Below are 18,793 nucleotides of genomic sequence, written 5' to 3'. Positions count from 1 at the left end.
AGGTTATCTTTTTAATCAATTCAAAAATTAAATCTTCCAAGCCAGAAGTTTCAATCTTAAACGCCTCTGGCCAGATTTTATTTTATATAAGGAAGATAAGTTTATCTATTTATAAAGGTAAATAAGTATAGATCAGACCATAAACAATTGCGGCAGTTAAAGTTGCTGGTACGATTTTCTTAAATTTAAAATAAAGACCTGCTAAAACTAAAAAACCGATAAGCATTGCGAAACTCTTATTGGGAGTTTCAAGGAGAGGTGGAAGGGTAGCAACTACAAACATGGCACTAATTGCAGATATTCCAATACTCCCTAAGGCAATTTTGATCCAGATTGAGCCGCGTCTTTGTTGGTTGCTCTGTAGTTTTTGTATTACGAAAAAAGGTCCAAAGCGTGAAGCAAAATTGGCTATGCCCACAATAATGCCGACCAGAATAATTTCTAGGTTCATATTAAGCCTCAACCTCATCATGCTGTTTCAGTACATAATGTTTAAATAGACCAGCTAAAATGCCTGAAAAAATACCTATAAAGATAGCCGCTGATAAGTTAATCCAATAACACGCCAAAGCTGAAACTACTAAAGATACAGCAACAACAAGGCTATGCTTTCGTTCAAATGCGGCTAATAAAAAACTTAAAAATAAAGCAGGTAATAAGAAGTCTAAAGCTGCTTGTAAAAACTTTGGCAAATGAGCAACTTGATCGGCAAATAATCCACCTAACAAAGAGCCACTTGCCCAAGCCATCCAACTAAATAGACTTAGGCCAAGCATCCAAGACTCGGACCATTGTTGTCTGCGTTGTGAAAGTTGGATCATTCCACTGGCAAAAACTTCATCCGTTAAGCCCCAAGCCCATACTGCAGTTTTCTTAAGATTTAATTTATTTGGAATCAGGTTGTATAGAGCAGGTCCATAAAGGACATGGCGAATATCTAGTGCAATAACTGTTAATGCTGTTAGCCAGATGGATGAACCGCTAGCCAAAAGAGCGACAACCAAAAATTGGCTAGCGCCAGCATACATTGAACAAGATAGAAAAAAGGCTTCCCATGGTGTAAAACCAAACTGGGATGCAGAAACGCCAAAGGCAAAAGAAACGGGTAAATAGGTGAGTACGATAGCTTGGCTATCTTTGGCGCCTTGCCAAAAAGTTGCTGTTTGGGCAGGCATCAATTGTTGTTCGGACACAATACACCTTGGCAATAAACCAAATGATAAAAATACTTGAAAGATTGAGTATTGTAGCTGAATTTAATAGCATAGTGCCGAAATGTTTAATCGGCAGTTTGATATGTTGAAGGCAAAGATTCGTTTAGTTTATATCGCCATGATGAGTGCAGGTATTTTTACATTGCAGGGCTGTGATAATGGTAATCAGGGTGTAGAAAAAAAAGTAGAAATTAAGCCAGCACCGAAACTAACCAATGATGCAACTGTTTATGCTCAAAAAGCATGGACATTAATTAACACGGTTGAGCATTTAGTTTATGAAAAACAACTCAGCCAAATTGATGACAAAGTTCGTAAACCTTTACGTCAATTGAGTACAGACTGGCGCATTAATGTAAAAATGACGGATTCGGTGACAGAAGGGAAATATGCACTCTGCCGTAAGGCCCTGACAAGTTTAGATATATGGGCACGCGAAACACTAGAAAACAATAGTTCAGTTGCCCAAAAACAAGCGGACTATGAGCGAGATAAGGCTCAATGTAAGGATGCGATCGATACACCGAATCTTGGAAATACTTCGCCAAAATAAAAATAATGAATCTAAAAAAGCGAGATGATCAATCTCGCTTTTTTTTGCTTTTAAACGATAATGAGTGAATGTGAATTACGGTTTTGTGGCAGCTTTAGCGGTGTTTACAGTTTTCACAGCATCTTGTTTCATTTGATGAGTCATTTGCTGTGATTCATGTTGAGCATGAGTCGCGCTGGTCATTGCATCATGTTTTTGAGTGCTTAAATCTTTTTTAACATCCTGTTTAGTTTTAGTTGCCTCTTTCTTGGCTTTTTGAGCGGTAGTTTTTCCATGTACCGCTACACATTTTCCACCTTTGTGATTCGGTCCTGTACCGCCTTGTAGTTGAGTTCCTTTTGGACATGCAAATGTCGAAACACTTAACATAGCCAATACGCCTGCTGTAAGAATTGTTGATAATTTTTTCATGTTAATCAGCGCCTTGTTGAGTATTATTGCTCAGCTTGAGTGTAGGGTGAAAATATCTGCTTTAACACATTCATTTTGTGGAAATAGAGTTTGAACAATGTTTTGATTTGCAGTGTTATCTAATTTTTTAATTTAATTTTAAGTTTTTATTATTTAGCCGCTTTTAAAAAATTAGGATTGTGCTTTAGCAACTACTTTCAATTTCTCAATATCTAGAATCTCAATTTTTCTAAAAGCAATTTTAATGATTTTCTGTTTTTCGAGCAGGCTCAGTTCATGATTGATCGTTTGTCTAGATGTGGTCAGCATATTTGCCAACTGTTCTTGAGAAATATGGATGTGATGATCTTGAATAAGAATATGATTCCCATATCCTTCTAAAATGAATAGAAGGCGCTGCGCCAGTCTTTGAGAAATACTACATGTTTGGATAGCAATCTGTTCTAAGAAAACGTACCTGAGTTTTTGGCTGGTTAAAAGTGCAAAATAGTACCAATAATATGGATTATCCTTGAGTAGCTCATTTAAAGGCTTCGCTGGAATATGTAGAACTGTGCTTTTTTTCAAGGCAATCGCATCGTGTGAGCGCGGTTCATGATCAATCAATGATATTTCACCAAACCACATGATTGGCTCAGCAATAGCAGAAAGTGCTTCATTACCATTTACATCGACATAACCCAAGCTAATTGAGCCTTCAAGTACGGTATAAATGCCATCAAATAGATCTTGAGCATGGAAAACATAGCTATTTTTCTCAAAGGTGATTTGCTTGCCATGTTCTAAAATAAAATTTTGGAATGTTTCTGGAAGCACACTAAACCATGTGTTTTCTTTTAGTCGATTAATATAAATTAGGTCCAATATTCGGTCATCCATGAAAAAATTCTTTACTTTGTCAAATAGCTGACAACTTTAAGTTTTCCTTATTTGTACAGTATGACTATATGTAAGTGAATAGGGAATAACTCATGTCAAATCTGGAGCAACAGCTTAGCAAATATGCGGCTTACCACTTAAATCATAAAAATATTTTGACGCACTTTATCGGTATTCCGCTCATCGTGTTTTCAATTTTGTGTTTAACCGCAAGAGCTGGAGTCGATATTGGTAGTTTTAAACTGACTTTAGCCATAGTCCTGATTGCAGCTAGTACGATCTATTATTTTATTTTAGATAAAGTATTTGGCTTACTCATGCTCGTTCTTTTAGCTGCTGTGTATCCACTGGCGAGCCAAATTGCACAGTTATCTTTTGGAGAATGGTTAGTAGCAAGTATTGGTTTCTTTGTGGTGGGTTGGGTCTTTCAGTTTGTGGGACATTATTTTGAAAAGAAAAAACCTGCTTTTGTTGATGATGTGATAGGACTTGCGATAGGACCATTATTTGTATTGGCAGAATTTGTTTTTATGCTAGGTTTTAGAAAGCCTTTGCATGCACGTATTTTACAAGAGGCGCGTAGTAAACGAGAGACGATGGATTTAAGTCATTAAACATAAAAAAAGCCCCAACATATTGGGGCTTTTTTAGCTTTAACTTAAACGTTAAAACGGAAGTGCATTACATCGCCGTCTTGAACAACGTAAGTTTTACCTTCTAAACGCCATTTACCAGCTTCTTTAGCGCCGTTTTCACCGTTGTATTGTACGAAGTCATCATATGCAACAACTTCAGCACGGATGAAGCCTTTTTCGAAGTCGGTATGAATCACACCAGCGGCTTGAGGAGCGGTTGCGCCAACTTTTACTGTCCATGCACGTACTTCTTGTACACCAGCAGTGAAATAAGTTTGTAAACCTAAAAGTGCATAACCTGCACGAATAACCACATTTAAACCTGGTTCTTCCATGCCCATTGCTTCTAAAAACTCAGCACGATCTTCATCTTCTAATAATGAAATTTCAGCTTCGATTTGGTTGCAAAGAGGAACAACAATTGCGTTTTCCTCAGCAGCAAGTTTTTTAACTGCTTCTAAGTGCGGGTTGTTTTCAAAACCATCTTCTGCAACGTTTGCAATATACATCGTTGGTTTTAAAGTCATTAAACCAAAACCACGAACTAATTTACGTTCGTCATCAGACAAATCAGCTGCACGAGCTGGTTTACCTTCGTCAAGTAACGGTTGGATTTTTTCTAAAACTGCTTTAGTTGCTACAGCTTCTTTGTCACCGCCTTTAGCAACTTTAGTTAAGCGTAAAATTGCTTTAGCAACAGTTTCAAGATCGGCAAGTGCAAGTTCAGTATTGATGGTTGCGATATCGTCTAACGGATCAATTTTACCATTTACGTGAATCACGTTTTCGTCTTCGAAACAACGTACAACGTGTGCAATTGCATCAGTTTCACGGATGTTAGCAAGGAATTGGTTACCTAAGCCTTCACCTTTTGATGCACCAGCAACAAGACCTGCAATGTCCACAAATTCCATTGTAGTTGGCAAAATACGTTGCGGCTTAACAATTGCAGCAAGTTTGTCTAAACGTGGATCTGGTACAGGAACAATACCTGTGTTTGGTTCAATGGTACAGAAAGGGAAGTTTTCCGCTGCAATCGCTGCTTTCGTTAATGCATTGAAAAGGGTAGATTTCCCTACGTTTGGCAGACCAACAATACCGCAATTAAAACCCATGAAAACCACTCACAAATGTGTAAATTAAAAATTGTCGTTGATTTTACATGAAAGCCATGACAAAGTCATGGCTAGAGCAGGGTTGTATTGCGTTTAAACTTTACGTTTATCAAGTTGCTGGGCTAATGCATCGCCAGTCGCTTGTACCAACATGACTAAAACAATTAAGACTAAAATGACAGCCACCATAATTTGCATATCAAAACGTTGATAACCATAACGATAAGCAATGTCTCCTAATCCACCTGCACCGATAGCACCGGCAATTGCAGAAGAGTTAATCATGGTCACAATAGTCACGGTAAAGCCTGCCACAATACCCGGCAAAGCCTCTGGTAAAAGCACATGCCAAATAATTTGTTTACGGTTACAACCCATGGCTTGAGCAGCTTCAATTAAGCCTTGGTCGACTTCACGTAAGCTGACTTCTGCAATACGAGCAAAAAAGGGAATTGCAGCAATCGTCAATGGAACAACGGCTGCCCAAACGCCATAACTTGTACCTACAATCCAGCGAGTAAGCGGAATAAGTGCAACCATTAAAATAAGAAAGGGCACAGAACGAGTAATATTAATGACCCAACCCAAAGCCTGATTAATCTTTTGTGACGGATGAATGCCATGCTCAGAAGTGCTAACTAAAACAACAGCAATAGGTAAGCCAATTAAAAAAGCAATAAACGCAGATGCACCTACCATGAGTAAGGTGTCTACAGTTCCAGTAATTAATAAATCAATGAGCTGGTCGTGCATAGCCAAGTACCTCAAATTGTGCAATTGCAGTTAATGCGTCTTGTCGTAGAGATGAAAGATCAATTTCTACGTTAGGAATACCGACTAAAAGTGAGCCAATAATGTGCCCTTGAATGGTATCGACCTGACTTTGATATAAATTGACAGGTGCTTTAAATCTGGCAAGTAGTTCTTGAATATCGGGAACTTGATGTGCTTCAGCCTCATATTTCAGTTTTACAATAATATGTGTCGAATTTTCATCGGGTAGAGGAGTGATTTTAAAAGGCAGAGTGATCTGCTCAAGGTTCAACAATTCCTGAGTAATTTGTTGCTCTGGTCGTGAAAATACAGACCAGACTTGTCCAGCCTCTACTATCTCACCTTGATCAATCACCACCACTTGATCACAAATTTCTCGAATGACCTGCATTTCATGAGTGATGAGTACAATCGTTAGACCCAGTTCCTGATTAATCTTTTTAAGTAAAGCCAAAATAGTGGCGGTACTTTCAGGGTCAAGTGCCGAGGTGGCTTCATCACAAAGTAAAATTTCTGGGTGGTGAACAAGTGCACGTGCAATACCGACACGTTGCTTTTGTCCGCCTGAAAGTTGTGATGGATAATGACCAGACTTATCTGCAAGACCTACGAGTGCCAGAACTTCATTTACACGTTGATCGATATCTGCTTTGTTGTAATTGGAAACTTTTAAGGGCAATGCCACATTTTCCCAAACTGTTTTTGCAGACATTAAATTGAAATGTTGAAAAATCATTCCAATTCGTTGACGGGTTTGAATGAGTTCAGCATGGCTCAATTCAGCAATGTTTTGTTGATGAATATGAATGCTGCCTGTATTCACTTGTTCTAAGCCATTTAAAGTGCGGAGTAGGGAAGATTTTCCCGCACCACTTTTACCAATAATGCCTAAAATCTTACCTTGAGGAATATCAAGGTTAATCTCTTTTAAAGCATGCAGTTTTTGACCTTGCGATTGGTAAAACTTATTTAAACCGCGAATTTTGATATGAGGTAGAGAAAAATCAACTTGTGATCCAAAACTCACCATTGTCATTCTCCTTATTTCCAGCCTTGAAACCACATCCCTTGCCCAAAGTCTTTATCCAGAATGTCTTGTGCTTGTTTTGAGTTCTGGAATGCTTTAACAAAGGTTGCAAGTTTTTGGTTTTTATCTTGGTAATCGCGACGAGTCACAAACAAAATTGCATATTTTTTATCGATTGGATCTAAAAATAATGCGCTATGTGGGTCGGTTACCTTTGCCATTTTTAAGTAGTGGGGGAAGCCGAAAATTAAATCGACATCATTATATGCATGTGCTGTTTGGGGGCCTTCAACTTCAACGAAGCTCAGCTGTTTGGGATTAGCAATAATGTCTTGAGTGGTTGAAAGTTCATTATTAATGTCTTTAAGCTGAATTAAGCCAGCGCGATGTAATAAAATTAAAGCACGGGCTAAGTTAACCGGATCATTTGGAATAGCCACACGTGCTTTTGACGGTAACTCTCCAAGTGATTTATATTTTTTTGAATATAAACCTACATGACTTCCTGAACCTACACCAAATGCGTGTAAGTCATAACCCGTTTCTTTAACAGCATTACGTAGAAATACGCTTTGCTGGAAAAAGTTTGCATCAATATCACCGTTTTGTACGGCAACATTGGGTGCTCGCCAATCAGAAAATTCAACGAGTTTGACATGAACGCCTTGCTTTTCTACTTCATTGGCCACGCTTTGTAGTAGCTCAGCATAAGGTGGGCTAATGCCAATCGTTAAAACATCATCGGCTTCTTTATTTTTAATATAACGGTAACCGATGAGGCCCAGAACTACGATTAAAATCGTAATTCCGAGTAACCAATGCTTATGCTGTTTGAACTGAATTGCCATAATCTTTCCGTTATTACTTCCAGCCAGGGAACCAAAGTGTTGGCCCAATCTCAGCATCTAACACAGCTTTAACTTTTGGCGAGTTTTGATAGATCTCAACAAATTTCTTCAATTTGTCGCCTTTATCCTGATAGTCATCACGCACTACAAACAAAATTGCATAACGTTTATTGGTATTGTCATCAAGTAAAAGTGCACTTTCAGGGTCAGCTGTTTTTGCTAAGCGCAAGTAATGTGGATAGCCAAAAGCCAAGTCAACATCATCAATTGCACGAGCAGTTTGTGGTCCTTCAACCTCTACGAATTGCAAATTTTTAGGGTTTGAAACTACATCTTTAAGTGCAGATAAATGATTGTTTGAATCTTTAAGCGTAATTAATTTAGCTTGCTGTAAAAGTAGTAGGGCACGACCTTGGTTTACTGGATCATTTGGAATGACTACGCGTGCGTTTTGTGGCAATTCATCTAAGCTTTTGTACTTCTTTGAATAAAGTCCCACATGTGATGCTGCACCCACTGCAAATGCCTTTAATTTAAAGCCTGTTTCTTTAATTGCATTGTCTAAGAAAGGTTGGTGCTGGAAAAAGTTCGCATCAATATCCCCATGATTTAAAGTAATGTTTGGTGTATTCCAGTCAGAAAATTCGACTAGTTTTACATTTAAACCCTGTTTCTTTGCTTCATCGGCAGCAGCTTGTAAAGTTTTTGCAAATGGAGGACTAATCCCAATCACAAGTTCATTTGAGCCACTTTGACGATGTTTATTCCAAAAGAATAAAGCAATAATAAGGACTACAACGACTAAGCCTATGCCTAGCCATTTTTTTGAGGCTGTTTGAGCCATGTCTATCTCCAAATTTAGGCGGTTATTTCTTCAATTGTTGTTAAGTTTTTGCTGTTGTTATAGGGACTACATCGGAACGCTTGAACAGGGTGTTGTTCTGGTAATTGGTCACCCCGATTAAAAATTTTGTTCCGTAATGAACCCGCTTTATATGCAGTTTTATAGCGACCACGTTGTTGTAGCTCAGGAATGACCAAGCGAATAAAGTCGTGGTGAGACTCAGGTGCAACAGTACGTGTTAAATTAAAGCCATCAATATCTGTTTCATCTAAAAGATGAATTAGGTATTCAGAAACTTCTTCGCCACTACCTACAATGAGTGGATAACGACCACCCAAAACATGCTGAGCTTTTAAGTCATTTTTCGTGATTTGTTGCTCTTTAAATTTTTCGGTAATCGAAACAATACTGTTACTTTTTTGGTAAGGAATCGCTTCATCGTCGGCAAATTTACTTAAGTCAATGCCTGTTGAACTTGCATAATGCGCGAGGCCAGCTTCAGGACTTGCATATTGACGATATTCATTAAGTTTGTGTACAGCGAGATCATGTGTTTCGGCAACAACAACGGTGATGCCAACGAAGACTTTAATGTCATCCGCTGAACGGCCTTGCTGTTCTGCAAGAGCACGAATCTTTTTCACTTGTTCTCGTATTTTTTCGGGTTTGTCGCCGCCAATAAATACACACTCAGCATGACGCGTCGCAAACTGCATACCTTTGGGGGAAGCACCTGCTTGAAACAGTGTCGGGGTGCGTTGTACAGAAGGAGACACCTGAAACACACCTTCACTTTGGTAATATTTTCCGTGGTGGTGAATGGTGTGAACTTTAGATGGATCTGTAAAAACACGTCGTGCTTTATCTTTTTTAACGGCTTCGTTTTCCCATGAACCTTCCCAGTATTTATAGCAAAGCTCTAAAAACTCTTCGGCTTGTTCATAGCGGGCATCGTGGTCTTTTAAACCTTTTTGACCAATCAAACGTTCTGCACTATCTAAATAACCCGTCACGATATTCCAGCCAATACGACCTTGAGTTAAATGGTCGAGACTCGCAAAGCGGCGTGCAAATTGATACGGATGTTCATAGCTTAAGTTCACAGTGACCCCAAAACTCAGGTTTTCAGTGACTGCCGCCATAGCTGAAATGAGTGTAGATGGGTCATGGCTTGGAAGTTGAATGGACTCTTTTAAAGTCAGATCAATACCATTTTGATAGACGTCATACACACCTGTAATATCGGCTATAAACAAGCCGTCAAATAAACCACTTTCTAAGGTTTTAGCTTGTTCTGTCCAATAGCTCAGTTCATTAAAGCGGTGTGATTCATCACGTGGATGTGTCCATAAGCCATGATTGATATGTCCAACACAGTTCATGTCAAAGGCGTTTAATAAAATCTCTTTTGCTTTGAAATCTGCCATTACAATGTCCCCCGTCGAGGTGGTAGAACACCGTTAAGAACATAGTTCCCAATAAAGTAATATTTCCATCGTGCAGCATCATGTAAGGTATGCACACGCGCATTGCGCCAGAAACGGTCTAGACCATCTTGTGATTGACTACCACGGCTACCAGCAAGTTCAATCAGCTTAGACGAAGCTTTTAGCGCCGTATCACTACTATGAGCACGTACTTTGGCAACATCGATGGATGCTTTCGCAATATTTTCTGGTGTGGTATCAATTTTTGCGGCATCGATTGATTGCGCAGCTTGTTTTAATAAAACTTCACTTGCTCGTACATCTACAGCAATGCGTCCTAGCTCATAAATCGTCAAAGGATCTTGATTGGCTGTTTCTACATTTGAATCAATCCATGGGCGAGCTTGATGCACTCTTTGCAAGCTTTCTTCAAAGGCTGCACGTGCAATACCTACCTCAATCGATGCATGCATGATTTGAGCAAAAGGGCCCACTAAGGTTGGTTGCAAAAATGCAGTATCAAAAGGAATAAGATCATCTGCATCTACAAAAACCTGATCAAATTTAACCGTGCCGCTACCTGTGGTTTTTTGCCCAAAGCCAGACCAGTCATCAACAAGTTTCAATCCTTGTGAACCACTTTTTACAAAGGCTAGATATTCTCGACCTGCATCGTCTAAAACTAAGGTTGGAATACGGTGAGCAAATAAACTTCCTGTGCAGTAAAACTTTTCTCCTTGAATCAGGTAGCCATTTTCGTGTGGACGGATATTGGTTTGCTTATGAGTTGAAGTTTTGGTTTTAAACTCAGCAAGTGCATTACCAAAGCGAGTGCCATTTAAAACTTCGCCATATAACCGTTGTTTTTGAGCTTCTGTACCTGTATTGCGCAATACTTCTAAAGCATAAAAATGGTTTTGTGGAATTTGTCCAATTGAACCATCTGCACCGCTTAAAAGAGCAATCACTTTAGCAACGGTATGACTTGAAACTTCGGCACCGCCATATTGCTTAGGTACTGTAATTGCCCAAAGTCCAGACTGGCTCAATGCATCAATTTCGGTATACGGTAAAATTCGCTTAGCGTCTCGTTCAACAGCAGTTTTTTTAAATTGCTCAGCAAATTGTTTGGCAATTTCTAAAGCTTCAGCATCATTTTGAATAATATGTGCTTGACCAGATGCCGATGTTTGTTTGGTTTGTACCGATTGATATGAAGTCATGACAATTTCTCCTTAAATCCAAGCATGGCGGGCAGGGAAATGACCATTAAGGTAATAATTGCCAATGGCATGTAATTTCCAGCGAACAGGGTCGTGTAAGGTATGTACACGGGCATTTCGCCAATGTTGATCTAAATTATGTTGGCTTAAGCTTGAACGGCTACCGCCCAGCTCTAGTAGTTTTTCAGAAATTTGTAGGGCAGCATCATTGGCATAGACTTTCGCTTCGGCAACCAGGATCGAAGCTTTTGCTACCTGTTCATCAGTCACAGTTTCAAGTTGGTCAAGTTCATCTAAATATTCAGCAGCTTCATCAAGCAGTAAAATTGCAGCATCGAGCAAAATATTTAACTTACCTACCTCTTGCAGGGTGTAATGTTCAAAGCTAGCTTTTTCAACATTTGCATCAATAATTGGACGTGCTTTGTGTATGGTTGATAAAGTATCTTCAAAAGCAGCTTCAGCAATACCTACATCAATTGCTACTTGTAATAACTGCGAATAGGCACCCCGATAGGTTGGGGTTTGGGTCAATAATCGCTCATCAAAAATAAGTTCAGGTTTAACTTCAACTTGATTTAATTTAACTGTACCGCTCGCTGTAGTACGTTGACCAAACCCATTCCAGTCATTAATGACTTCAATGCCTTGAGCATCTCGGTTAACAATGACTAAAACCACATGACCTTCAGGATGAATTGCTTTAATCGCGAGCCAATGCGCAAAGCTCGTACCTGTAGAATAAAACTTTTCGCCGTTTAAAATATATTTGCCGTTCTCAACAGTAAGATTGCTTTTTAATGTTTTTGAATCATGGGTATTACGTTCTGGTCCACCGTTGGCAAGACGTTTACCTGCTAATATTTCTGAAAAGATGAATTGTTTTTGTTGTTCTGTGCCCATGATTTCGATCAGGTTTAACAGGCTAATCTGATTTTGTGGAATCTGACCAACATTCGCATCACCTTTACTCAAAATACGGAAAACTTGAGCCAAAGTTTTATTGGAAACAAAAGCACCACCGTATTTTTTTGCAATGCGAATACCACCTAGGCCTTTTTGACTAAAGTTTTCTATTTGCTCATGCGGTAATAAGCGTTGTTGATCACGTGTATTACGACCCTCTAAAGCATAATCCGCCACTTGATAAGCAGCATTAATCGCTTGTTGATCATTTTGAATGATTTGGACGTATGCAGTCGTTTTTGATAGAGAATTAGACATAATGACACCTTGTATTGCTGTCATTACCTTACAAAAGAAATATTTTTCCACTAAACGAGGACTTATGCTCAGCTTATGAAATAAAGTGCAAAGCATTTTTTTTGCTTTTTAATGAAAAAATAGAGATATTGAAAGATTATAAAAAACAATAGTTTAAGTTTGCTATGTGGAAAAATAATAATAGAATTGGTTTTAATATGAAAAAGAGCAATAAGTACGGTAAAAAAAGATATAAAAAAAATAGACTTAAGTGTCAGTGAAAAATGAGCACAATATCCATTGTTTTAACTAAAAATAGCTTCTAAAGTATCTACTTACCATCGACCATTTTTGTACAAATAGTCAAATAAAAATAAACGTGGAGATTTTATGCGGGTTTTGTATCAGTTTCCTTTGTCCCATTATTGTGAAAAAGCTCGCTGGTTGTTAGACCATAAAGAACTTGATTATGTGGCTCATAACTTAATTCCAGGCTTTCATCGTGCTTTTGCACAACTCAAAACAGGCCAAAATTTACTGCCTATTTTGAAAGATGATCATCAATGGATCGCTGAGTCGACTAAAATTGCACTTTATCTGGATGATACTTATCCAGAGCATTCACTGTTACGTCGTGATGAACAATTAAGACAGCAAACATTAAAAATAGATAGCTTGGCTGACGAGCTGGGTATTCATGTCCGTCGTTGGGCTCTAGCTCATACGTTGGCGCAAGGAGACCATGCTTTAGAAATTATGATGGGTGAACAAGGCTATTTACGTCAGTTTGAAAAAATATCGAAGCCATTCCTCAAAACACTGGTAAAGAAGAACTATAAACTTGAAGAAGAGCTAGTCAACCAGTCAAAAGAACGTATGGATGAACTCATAAATGAACTAAATAACTGCTTAATCGAAAATCAGGCACGTTATATGGTAGGCGATCGCTTAAGTCTTGCTGATATTTCTGTATGTTCTATGCTTGCTCCTTTATTAGAAATAAAGGGTACGCCGTGGGAGCGGGAAGAGGCTGAAGGTGTTTCGGAAGAATGGAATAACTATCAACAAAATTTACTCGATTTACCTCTAGGTCAGTATGTTTTAAGAATATATCAAACTGAGCGTAATGCGCGAGTAGATTGGCGCGGAATTTAAAATTATAAAATGCCCTGAGAAAATCGGGGCTTATTTTTATCTTTGCTAGTTATTTTATTAATGTAGATATTACTATCAATTTTCTAAATGATTTTTATTAAGCCATTTGTTTATATTATTTTGATGCCAAAATTACTTTTTACAATATAAATTCCATTTTATCTAAATGACTAATAACTTTAATTTTTATGATTTTTTGGAAAATACAATTTTTCTAAATATTATTTTTAGCCAAAGTTAAGCCACTTTATTGTGCATGTGTTTACAATGTAATCAATAATTGCCACATTTAAGTGTAAATAGATGAGCTTAATAATAGACAGAAGATTAAAACATAGATTAAAGTAGAAACATGTGAGCAGTTTTAAAGGTATTAATTCTGCAAAACAGATTGAATAGAATAAGTGAAGCAAATGGATGGGTCCGACTTGGAAAAGTTGGCTCGATAATTGCAATTTAATAAAAATCACTCTATTGCTCTATATGAATGATTCTATAGATAAATAGAGAGAATGATCATCAAGGAGTTCTTATGAAACGTTCTGCAACCTCTCTCATTATTTCAACAGTTATGCTTTGTACGGTTGGCGCTACTTCTCAAATTCAAGCAGCAGATACATTAGCTAAAATTAAAAGTACCGGAAAAATCGTAATTGGTCATCGAGAATCCTCAGATCCAATTTCATATGTTGTTGCAGGTAAACCAGTAGGTTATGCAGTCGATATATGTAACCAGTTTGCAAATGACATTAAAAAAGAATTGAAAATGCCTGGCTTAAAAGTTGAGTACAAGGCAGTAACTTCATCAACACGTATTCCTGAGCTTTTAGCAGGCAATATCGATATGGAATGTGGTACCACTACAAACTCTAAACAACGTCAGCAACAAGTTGGTTTCTCAACTAACTACTATGCAACAGAAGTGCGCATGGCTGTTAAAGCAAACTCTGGCATTAAGAGTTTGGCGGACTTAAATGGTAAAGCAGTTGTTACTACTCAAGGCACTACATCTGACAAATACATCAAGATGAATGAAAAAGGTCAGGCTGTTAATGTTCAAAATATTTATGGTAAAGATCATGCTGACTCTTTTGCCATGATGGCATCTGGCCGTGCTGCTGCATTTGTAATGGATGATAATATTTTAGCAGGCTTGATTGCGAAGTCTTCTACACCTAAAGCTTTCGCAATTGTAGGTCCGGTACTTTCATCTGAACCTTATGGAATTATGCTTGCTAAAGATGATCCAAAATTTAAAGCGGTTGCAGACCGTACTGTAAATAACTTGTGGAAAACTGGTAAAATGGACGCTTTATATAAGAAGTGGTTCTTATCTCCAATTCCACCAAAAAACACGAATTTGAACATGCAACAAAGTTCATCTTATAAGAAATTAAAAGCTAACCCAACAGATGCAGGAATCTAACTGGATCTTTTTGTCCTAAATTTACTTGTGTAAGTGTAAAGATTCATTTGCACAAGTGGTCTATTTTCTAAAGATATTAATTTAAGGGGCAAACATGTCAGTCGGCTCGCTAAACTGGACTATATTCTGTGCGGAGTCTAATGAATATGGTGTCGATAAAGCCGCATGGGCAGAATCAGTTTGTAAAGCTATTGGTAGCTCAAGCTACAATGCTTATGCTGAGGCACCCACATGGTTACAAATGTTAGGTTCAGGCGTGTTCACTATGGTTTGGACAGCTATTATAGCCTTTCTTATCGCATTTTTATTAGGTTCTCTCCTAGGGGTAATTCGTACATTACCCAACAAACCTCTCGCATTTATCGGCAATTGTTACGTTGAAATTTTCCGTAATATTCCACTTATTGTGCAACTATTCTTCTGGGCTTTTGTTTTTCCTGAGTTTTTACCGGACAGCTTAAGTGCAGGTAGTGGGGATGTAGTTGCTGGTGGTTGGTGGAAAAATATTTTAAATCAGCAACCTGCGGTTATTGGTGTTTTTGCATTAGGTCTCTACACGGCTGCCCGTGTATCTGAGCACATACGTGCCGGAATTAATACTGTTTCTCGTGGACAAAAGTTCGCGGCTTCTGCTATGGGTTTTACTACTGCCCAAAGCTATCGTTATGTCATTTTACCAGTTGCATATCGTACTGTATGGCCAACGATTACATCTGAAGCAATGAACGTATTCAAAAACTCAGCTGTTTTATATGCGTTGAGTGTGTTGAATTTCTTTGCTTATACGAAAACGATGCGTGAAGAAACTTCTCAGGACATCATCATTCTTATTCTCTCTACACCTGTTTATTTGATTATCACTTATAGCATTAAGTTTGTAATGGCATGGATTGAGAAACGAATGGCTGTACCTGGCTTAGGTTCAGGAGGGAAGTAATCATGGATTTTTCTTTATTACAAAACCCTGACGTGATCGCAGCACTCAAAGAAGGTTTCATTTTTACGCTTACCGTAACGGTATTAGCAATGATGGGCGGTATCCTAATTGGAACCCCATTGGCAATGATGCGTTTATCTAGCAATGCCATCGCAAGTAATTTTGCAAAATTTTATGTTGATCTGTTTCGTGGTATTCCACTGATTCAGGTGATCTTTATTTTCTACTTTTTGTTGCCAAAAATATTTGAGTTTCAATCTGATACCTATTGGGGGCCGCTATTTTCGAGCGTTGTAACTTTTGCTATTTTTGAAGCTGCATTTTTTTCGGAAATTGTACGTTCTGGAATTCAGTCTATTTCAAAAGGTCAAGTACATGCAGGCTACGCGCTTGGTTTTACCTATGGTCAATCAATGCGCTACGTGGTTTTACCTCAAGCCTTTCGCAACATGCTTCCGGTATTGTTAACTCAGACCATTATTCTGTTTCAGGATGTGTCGTTAGTTTATGTGATTAGTGCACCAGACTTTTTAGGTCGTGCAGATACATTAGCTAATACTTATGGACCTGAAACGAAAGCAACATTCTATTTAATCGTCGCTGTAGTGTATTTCTGTAGCTCGTTTGTGCTGTCGCAATTAGTCAAACGCTTACAGCAAAAAATTGCCATCATTCGCTAATTGGAGATTTTAAATGCCAATGATAGACATCCAACATATCTCTAAATGGTATGGTGATTTTCAAGTTTTAACAGATTGCACGACGAGTATTGAAAAAGGTGATGTCGTTGTTGTTTGTGGACCATCTGGTTCAGGAAAATCGACACTCATTAAAACAGTAAATGCTCTAGAACCATTTCAACAAGGTGACATTATTGTTGATGGGATTTCGCTTAAAGATCCAAAAACAGATCTGGCTAAATTCCGCTCACGAGTGGGAATGGTCTTTCAGCACTTTGAACTTTTTCCACACATGACTGTTTTGGAAAATTTGACGATTGCTCAAGTTAAAGTGTTAAAGCGTTCAGTTGCAGATGCTCGTGAAAAAGGTTTGAAATATTTAGAACGTGTAGGTTTACTTGCACATAAAGATAAGTTTCCAGGGCAGTTATCGGGTGGTCAGCAACAACGTGTCGCGATTGCACGTGGCTTGTCTATGGACCCAATCTGTATGTTGTTTGATGAACCAACTTCTGCACTTGATCCTGAAATGGTCGGTGAGGTTCTTGAAGTTATGGTACAGCTCGCACATGAAGGCATGACCATGATGTGTGTTACTCATGAAATGGGCTTTGCTAAAAGAGTATCTAACCGTTTAATTTTTATGGATGAAGGTAAAATTTTAGAAGACTGCCCAACCCATGAATTCTTTGATAATTTAGAAGCTCGTCATGAGCGTGCTAAACTTTTCTTAGAAAAAATTCAGGCGATGCACTAATATCCCTAATAAAAAAAGAGCCTTTAAAGGCTCTTTTTTTATATTTAATTTTTAGAAGCTATACTTTGCTAGTAGGTTGATACGTGAATAATCACCCTTGTCACCTGCAAAAGTTTCACGTTGACCGTAAGTATATTCTGCTCCTAAATCAATATTTTTAACTGGGTTCCAGATTAAATTGACTAAAGCGTTATAAATTTCTTTGTTATAGCTGGTATTGGTTAAATTGCTATTTGCATAGACATTATCATCTTTATATTGAATACCACCTACAGCAAAAGTAGAACGCAGAATAGGGCTCCATTTACGTTGATATCCAATTACTGCGCTATCGAATTCTCCTAAATTAATATCTTGTGTTGTTGTGTCATAGTTATAAGCCGAATTGCTATAAAGTAAATAACGGCCATCGCCTTTAACATGATAGTAATTAGCAACCACGCTATCTTGAGGCGTTAAGTCATATTTACCACCAACCCCAACACCCCAGCCAAATTTCTCTTCAGAAGTGCTATCTTTTGGAGCTACACGGTTTTCATGGGCAAGACCATGTAACTGTAATAGGCCTTTGTTATCCGTAGTTTTGAAATCATATCGTGCTGTTAAAGCAGGAAAACGGCTTCCACCGGCAGCATTACCAGCTTTTTCAACATCACCGCCTTCTAAGGCAACTAATATTTTCTGTTGTGCATTAATTGGTTGGGTGTAACGGACCTGTACTGTACGTGTAGTACCTGTACCGATAGCGCCATTAAAATCTACTGTTTCTGGTGATGTATCTGTGTTTACAAAAGGTGAGGTCGTTTGACCAGCTAACCATTTTCCTAAGGACATATAGGCATGGCGAACACGGAAAGTACCATGGCTATTATCTCCATTGCCACCCATGAAATCGGCTTCAATTTTACCTGTTAAATCTCCATATTGAGTTGGACGAGTAATATCTAAGCCAATTCGTGAAGTTGCTGCAGATACATTTAGTGAGTCTTGTTTAGGGTCATCTTTATTCAGTGGATAATTGGCACCATTTGAAATACTGCCATTTGAACCTTTAAAGTCATAGGTTGCATCTGCGCGAACACTACCATAAAGCTTGACTTGAGTTTGTCCATCGACCATAGCCATCCAACCTGGTTTTGATGCAGGTGGTGTAGGGGTGGCAGGTACTGCGGGACTTGTTGCTGGAGCAGTGACAGTTAAAGCTGTTTTTTGTTGATCAGATAGTTTCTGAACGAGTTGTTTTAACTCCTTTACTTCATCACGTAAGGCGTTAACTTCAGCATCTGTAGCGGCATGCACAGGCATCGTCACGCTCATTGCACCTAAAGAACTCATTGCTAATACTAGTGTTTTGATCTTATTCACAGGAACTCCCCCGACATGGATAAAAATTTTCCTGCAAATACATAACAAAAATGATGCCAACTTTACGAAGATTAAAAAATAGTCAAATTTTGATGATTAATTCCTTTTTAGCCTCAAATGGTAGTGAGAATAAGGATTCTGAATAGATAAATCAGATTTAAGCATAAAACTGACTCTCTAAAATGAACCGCCTCTGACACTACTTGCACGTTTAAAAGGCATAATCGAAATAAACTCTATAAAAGAAATAGAGTTTTGCTGTCCATAAACCTTTGTATTTTCAATGCAGAGGTGATGGTATAGGGTTATACTGTCTTTAC

Annotated in this window: 20 protein-coding genes; 7 read left to right on the top strand and 13 right to left on the bottom strand. The window is 38.2% G+C overall.

From position 1 onward, the window contains the following. Window positions 1-109 precede the first annotated feature (109 nt). Window positions 110-451: an L-valine transporter subunit YgaH gene (ygaH, locus tag J536_RS06350; RefSeq protein WP_032062431.1), complete on the bottom strand. Its 342-nt coding sequence runs from the start codon at window positions 449-451 to the stop codon at window positions 110-112. A gap of 1 nt (window position 452) precedes the next feature. Next, a complete protein-coding gene (locus J536_RS06345) occupies window positions 453-1,175 on the bottom strand; it encodes an AzlC family ABC transporter permease (RefSeq protein ID WP_063098679.1) in 723 nt (240 codons plus the stop codon). A 121-nt stretch (window positions 1,176-1,296) separates the two neighbouring features. On the opposite strand from J536_RS06345, the gene J536_RS06340 reads away from it, so the two are divergent. Next, complete coding sequence (locus J536_RS06340) at window positions 1,297-1,767, top strand: hypothetical protein (protein WP_212750229.1); 471 nt, start codon at window positions 1,297-1,299, stop codon at window positions 1,765-1,767. A gap of 75 nt (window positions 1,768-1,842) precedes the next feature. On the opposite strand, the gene J536_RS06335 is transcribed toward J536_RS06340, so the two are convergent. Beyond that, complete coding sequence (locus J536_RS06335) at window positions 1,843-2,178, bottom strand: hypothetical protein (protein WP_032062428.1); 336 nt, start codon at window positions 2,176-2,178, stop codon at window positions 1,843-1,845. A 171-nt stretch (window positions 2,179-2,349) separates the two neighbouring features. Continuing rightward, window positions 2,350-3,057 (bottom strand): Crp/Fnr family transcriptional regulator, encoded by a 708-nt coding sequence (locus J536_RS06330; RefSeq protein ID WP_032062426.1) that lies wholly within the window; start codon window positions 3,055-3,057, stop codon window positions 2,350-2,352. 92 nt (window positions 3,058-3,149) lie between these two features. Here J536_RS06330 and J536_RS06325 point away from each other — a divergent pair, with 92 nt between their 5' ends. Then, on the top strand, window positions 3,150-3,671 hold the full coding sequence (locus tag J536_RS06325) for a DUF962 domain-containing protein (RefSeq protein ID WP_032062424.1): 522 nt from the start codon (window positions 3,150-3,152) through the stop codon (window positions 3,669-3,671). 44 nt (window positions 3,672-3,715) lie between these two features. Here J536_RS06325 and ychF read toward each other — a convergent pair whose 3' ends face one another. From ychF to J536_RS06285, 8 genes are all read right to left on the bottom strand, one after another. Continuing rightward, window positions 3,716-4,807 (bottom strand): redox-regulated ATPase YchF, encoded by a 1,092-nt coding sequence (gene ychF, locus J536_RS06320; protein ID WP_002050104.1) that lies wholly within the window; start codon window positions 4,805-4,807, stop codon window positions 3,716-3,718. A 93-nt stretch (window positions 4,808-4,900) separates the two neighbouring features. After that, a complete protein-coding gene (locus J536_RS06315) occupies window positions 4,901-5,560 on the bottom strand; it encodes a methionine ABC transporter permease (RefSeq protein ID WP_017386774.1) in 660 nt (219 codons plus the stop codon). Next, complete coding sequence (locus tag J536_RS06310) at window positions 5,541-6,617, bottom strand: methionine ABC transporter ATP-binding protein (protein WP_080947589.1); 1,077 nt, start codon at window positions 6,615-6,617, stop codon at window positions 5,541-5,543. Before J536_RS06310 ends, J536_RS06315 begins: the two co-directional genes overlap by 20 nt. A 5-nt stretch (window positions 6,618-6,622) precedes the next feature. Continuing rightward, complete coding sequence (locus J536_RS06305; RefSeq protein ID WP_032062420.1) at window positions 6,623-7,456, bottom strand: MetQ/NlpA family ABC transporter substrate-binding protein; 834 nt, start codon at window positions 7,454-7,456, stop codon at window positions 6,623-6,625. Between the two features lie 13 nt (window positions 7,457-7,469). Then, complete coding sequence (locus J536_RS06300; protein WP_032062418.1) at window positions 7,470-8,300, bottom strand: MetQ/NlpA family ABC transporter substrate-binding protein; 831 nt, start codon at window positions 8,298-8,300, stop codon at window positions 7,470-7,472. Window positions 8,301-8,314: 14 nt separating this feature from the next. Then, window positions 8,315-9,727 carry an LLM class flavin-dependent oxidoreductase gene (locus J536_RS06295; RefSeq protein WP_032062416.1) on the bottom strand — a complete coding sequence of 471 codons (1,413 nt, stop codon included), beginning with the start codon at window positions 9,725-9,727 and terminating at the stop codon, window positions 8,315-8,317. Next, window positions 9,727-10,950 (bottom strand): SfnB family sulfur acquisition oxidoreductase, encoded by a 1,224-nt coding sequence (locus J536_RS06290; RefSeq protein WP_032062414.1) that lies wholly within the window; start codon window positions 10,948-10,950, stop codon window positions 9,727-9,729. Before J536_RS06290 ends, J536_RS06295 begins: the two co-directional genes overlap by 1 nt. 12 nt (window positions 10,951-10,962) lie before the next feature. Then, the gene (locus tag J536_RS06285) at window positions 10,963-12,198 is read right to left on the bottom strand and encodes an SfnB family sulfur acquisition oxidoreductase (protein ID WP_080759644.1); all 1,236 of its coding nucleotides are present in this window, start codon (window positions 12,196-12,198) and stop codon (window positions 10,963-10,965) included. Window positions 12,199-12,543: 345 nt separating this feature from the next. Here J536_RS06285 and J536_RS06280 point away from each other — a divergent pair, with 345 nt between their 5' ends. The 5 genes from J536_RS06280 to J536_RS06260 all read left to right on the top strand — a co-directional run bounded on the left by J536_RS06280 (window position 12,544) and on the right by J536_RS06260 (window position 17,108). Beyond that, entirely contained in the window at window positions 12,544-13,308 is a 765-nt protein-coding gene (locus J536_RS06280; RefSeq protein ID WP_017386781.1) for a glutathione S-transferase family protein, read from the top strand. A gap of 532 nt (window positions 13,309-13,840) precedes the next feature. Further along, window positions 13,841-14,734: an amino acid ABC transporter substrate-binding protein gene (locus J536_RS06275; RefSeq protein ID WP_005076378.1), complete on the top strand. Its 894-nt coding sequence runs from the start codon at window positions 13,841-13,843 to the stop codon at window positions 14,732-14,734. 94 nt (window positions 14,735-14,828) lie between these two features. Next, a complete protein-coding gene (locus J536_RS06270; protein ID WP_002114400.1) occupies window positions 14,829-15,671 on the top strand; it encodes an amino acid ABC transporter permease in 843 nt (280 codons plus the stop codon). A gap of 2 nt (window positions 15,672-15,673) precedes the next feature. Then, the gene (locus J536_RS06265; protein WP_032062410.1) at window positions 15,674-16,351 is read left to right on the top strand and encodes an amino acid ABC transporter permease; all 678 of its coding nucleotides are present in this window, start codon (window positions 15,674-15,676) and stop codon (window positions 16,349-16,351) included. A gap of 13 nt (window positions 16,352-16,364) precedes the next feature. Beyond that, on the top strand, window positions 16,365-17,108 hold the full coding sequence (locus tag J536_RS06260) for an amino acid ABC transporter ATP-binding protein (protein ID WP_032062408.1): 744 nt from the start codon (window positions 16,365-16,367) through the stop codon (window positions 17,106-17,108). A 51-nt stretch (window positions 17,109-17,159) separates the two neighbouring features. Here J536_RS06260 and J536_RS06255 read toward each other — a convergent pair whose 3' ends face one another. After that, complete coding sequence (locus tag J536_RS06255) at window positions 17,160-18,473, bottom strand: DcaP family trimeric outer membrane transporter (RefSeq protein WP_032062406.1); 1,314 nt, start codon at window positions 18,471-18,473, stop codon at window positions 17,160-17,162. Window positions 18,474-18,793: the final 320 nt, after the last annotated feature.

The organism is Acinetobacter sp. 809848 (genome assembly GCF_000581275.1).
Lineage (GTDB): Bacteria > Pseudomonadota > Gammaproteobacteria > Pseudomonadales > Moraxellaceae > Acinetobacter > Acinetobacter pittii.
This window is presented reverse-complemented; position numbering and strand designations above follow the sequence as displayed.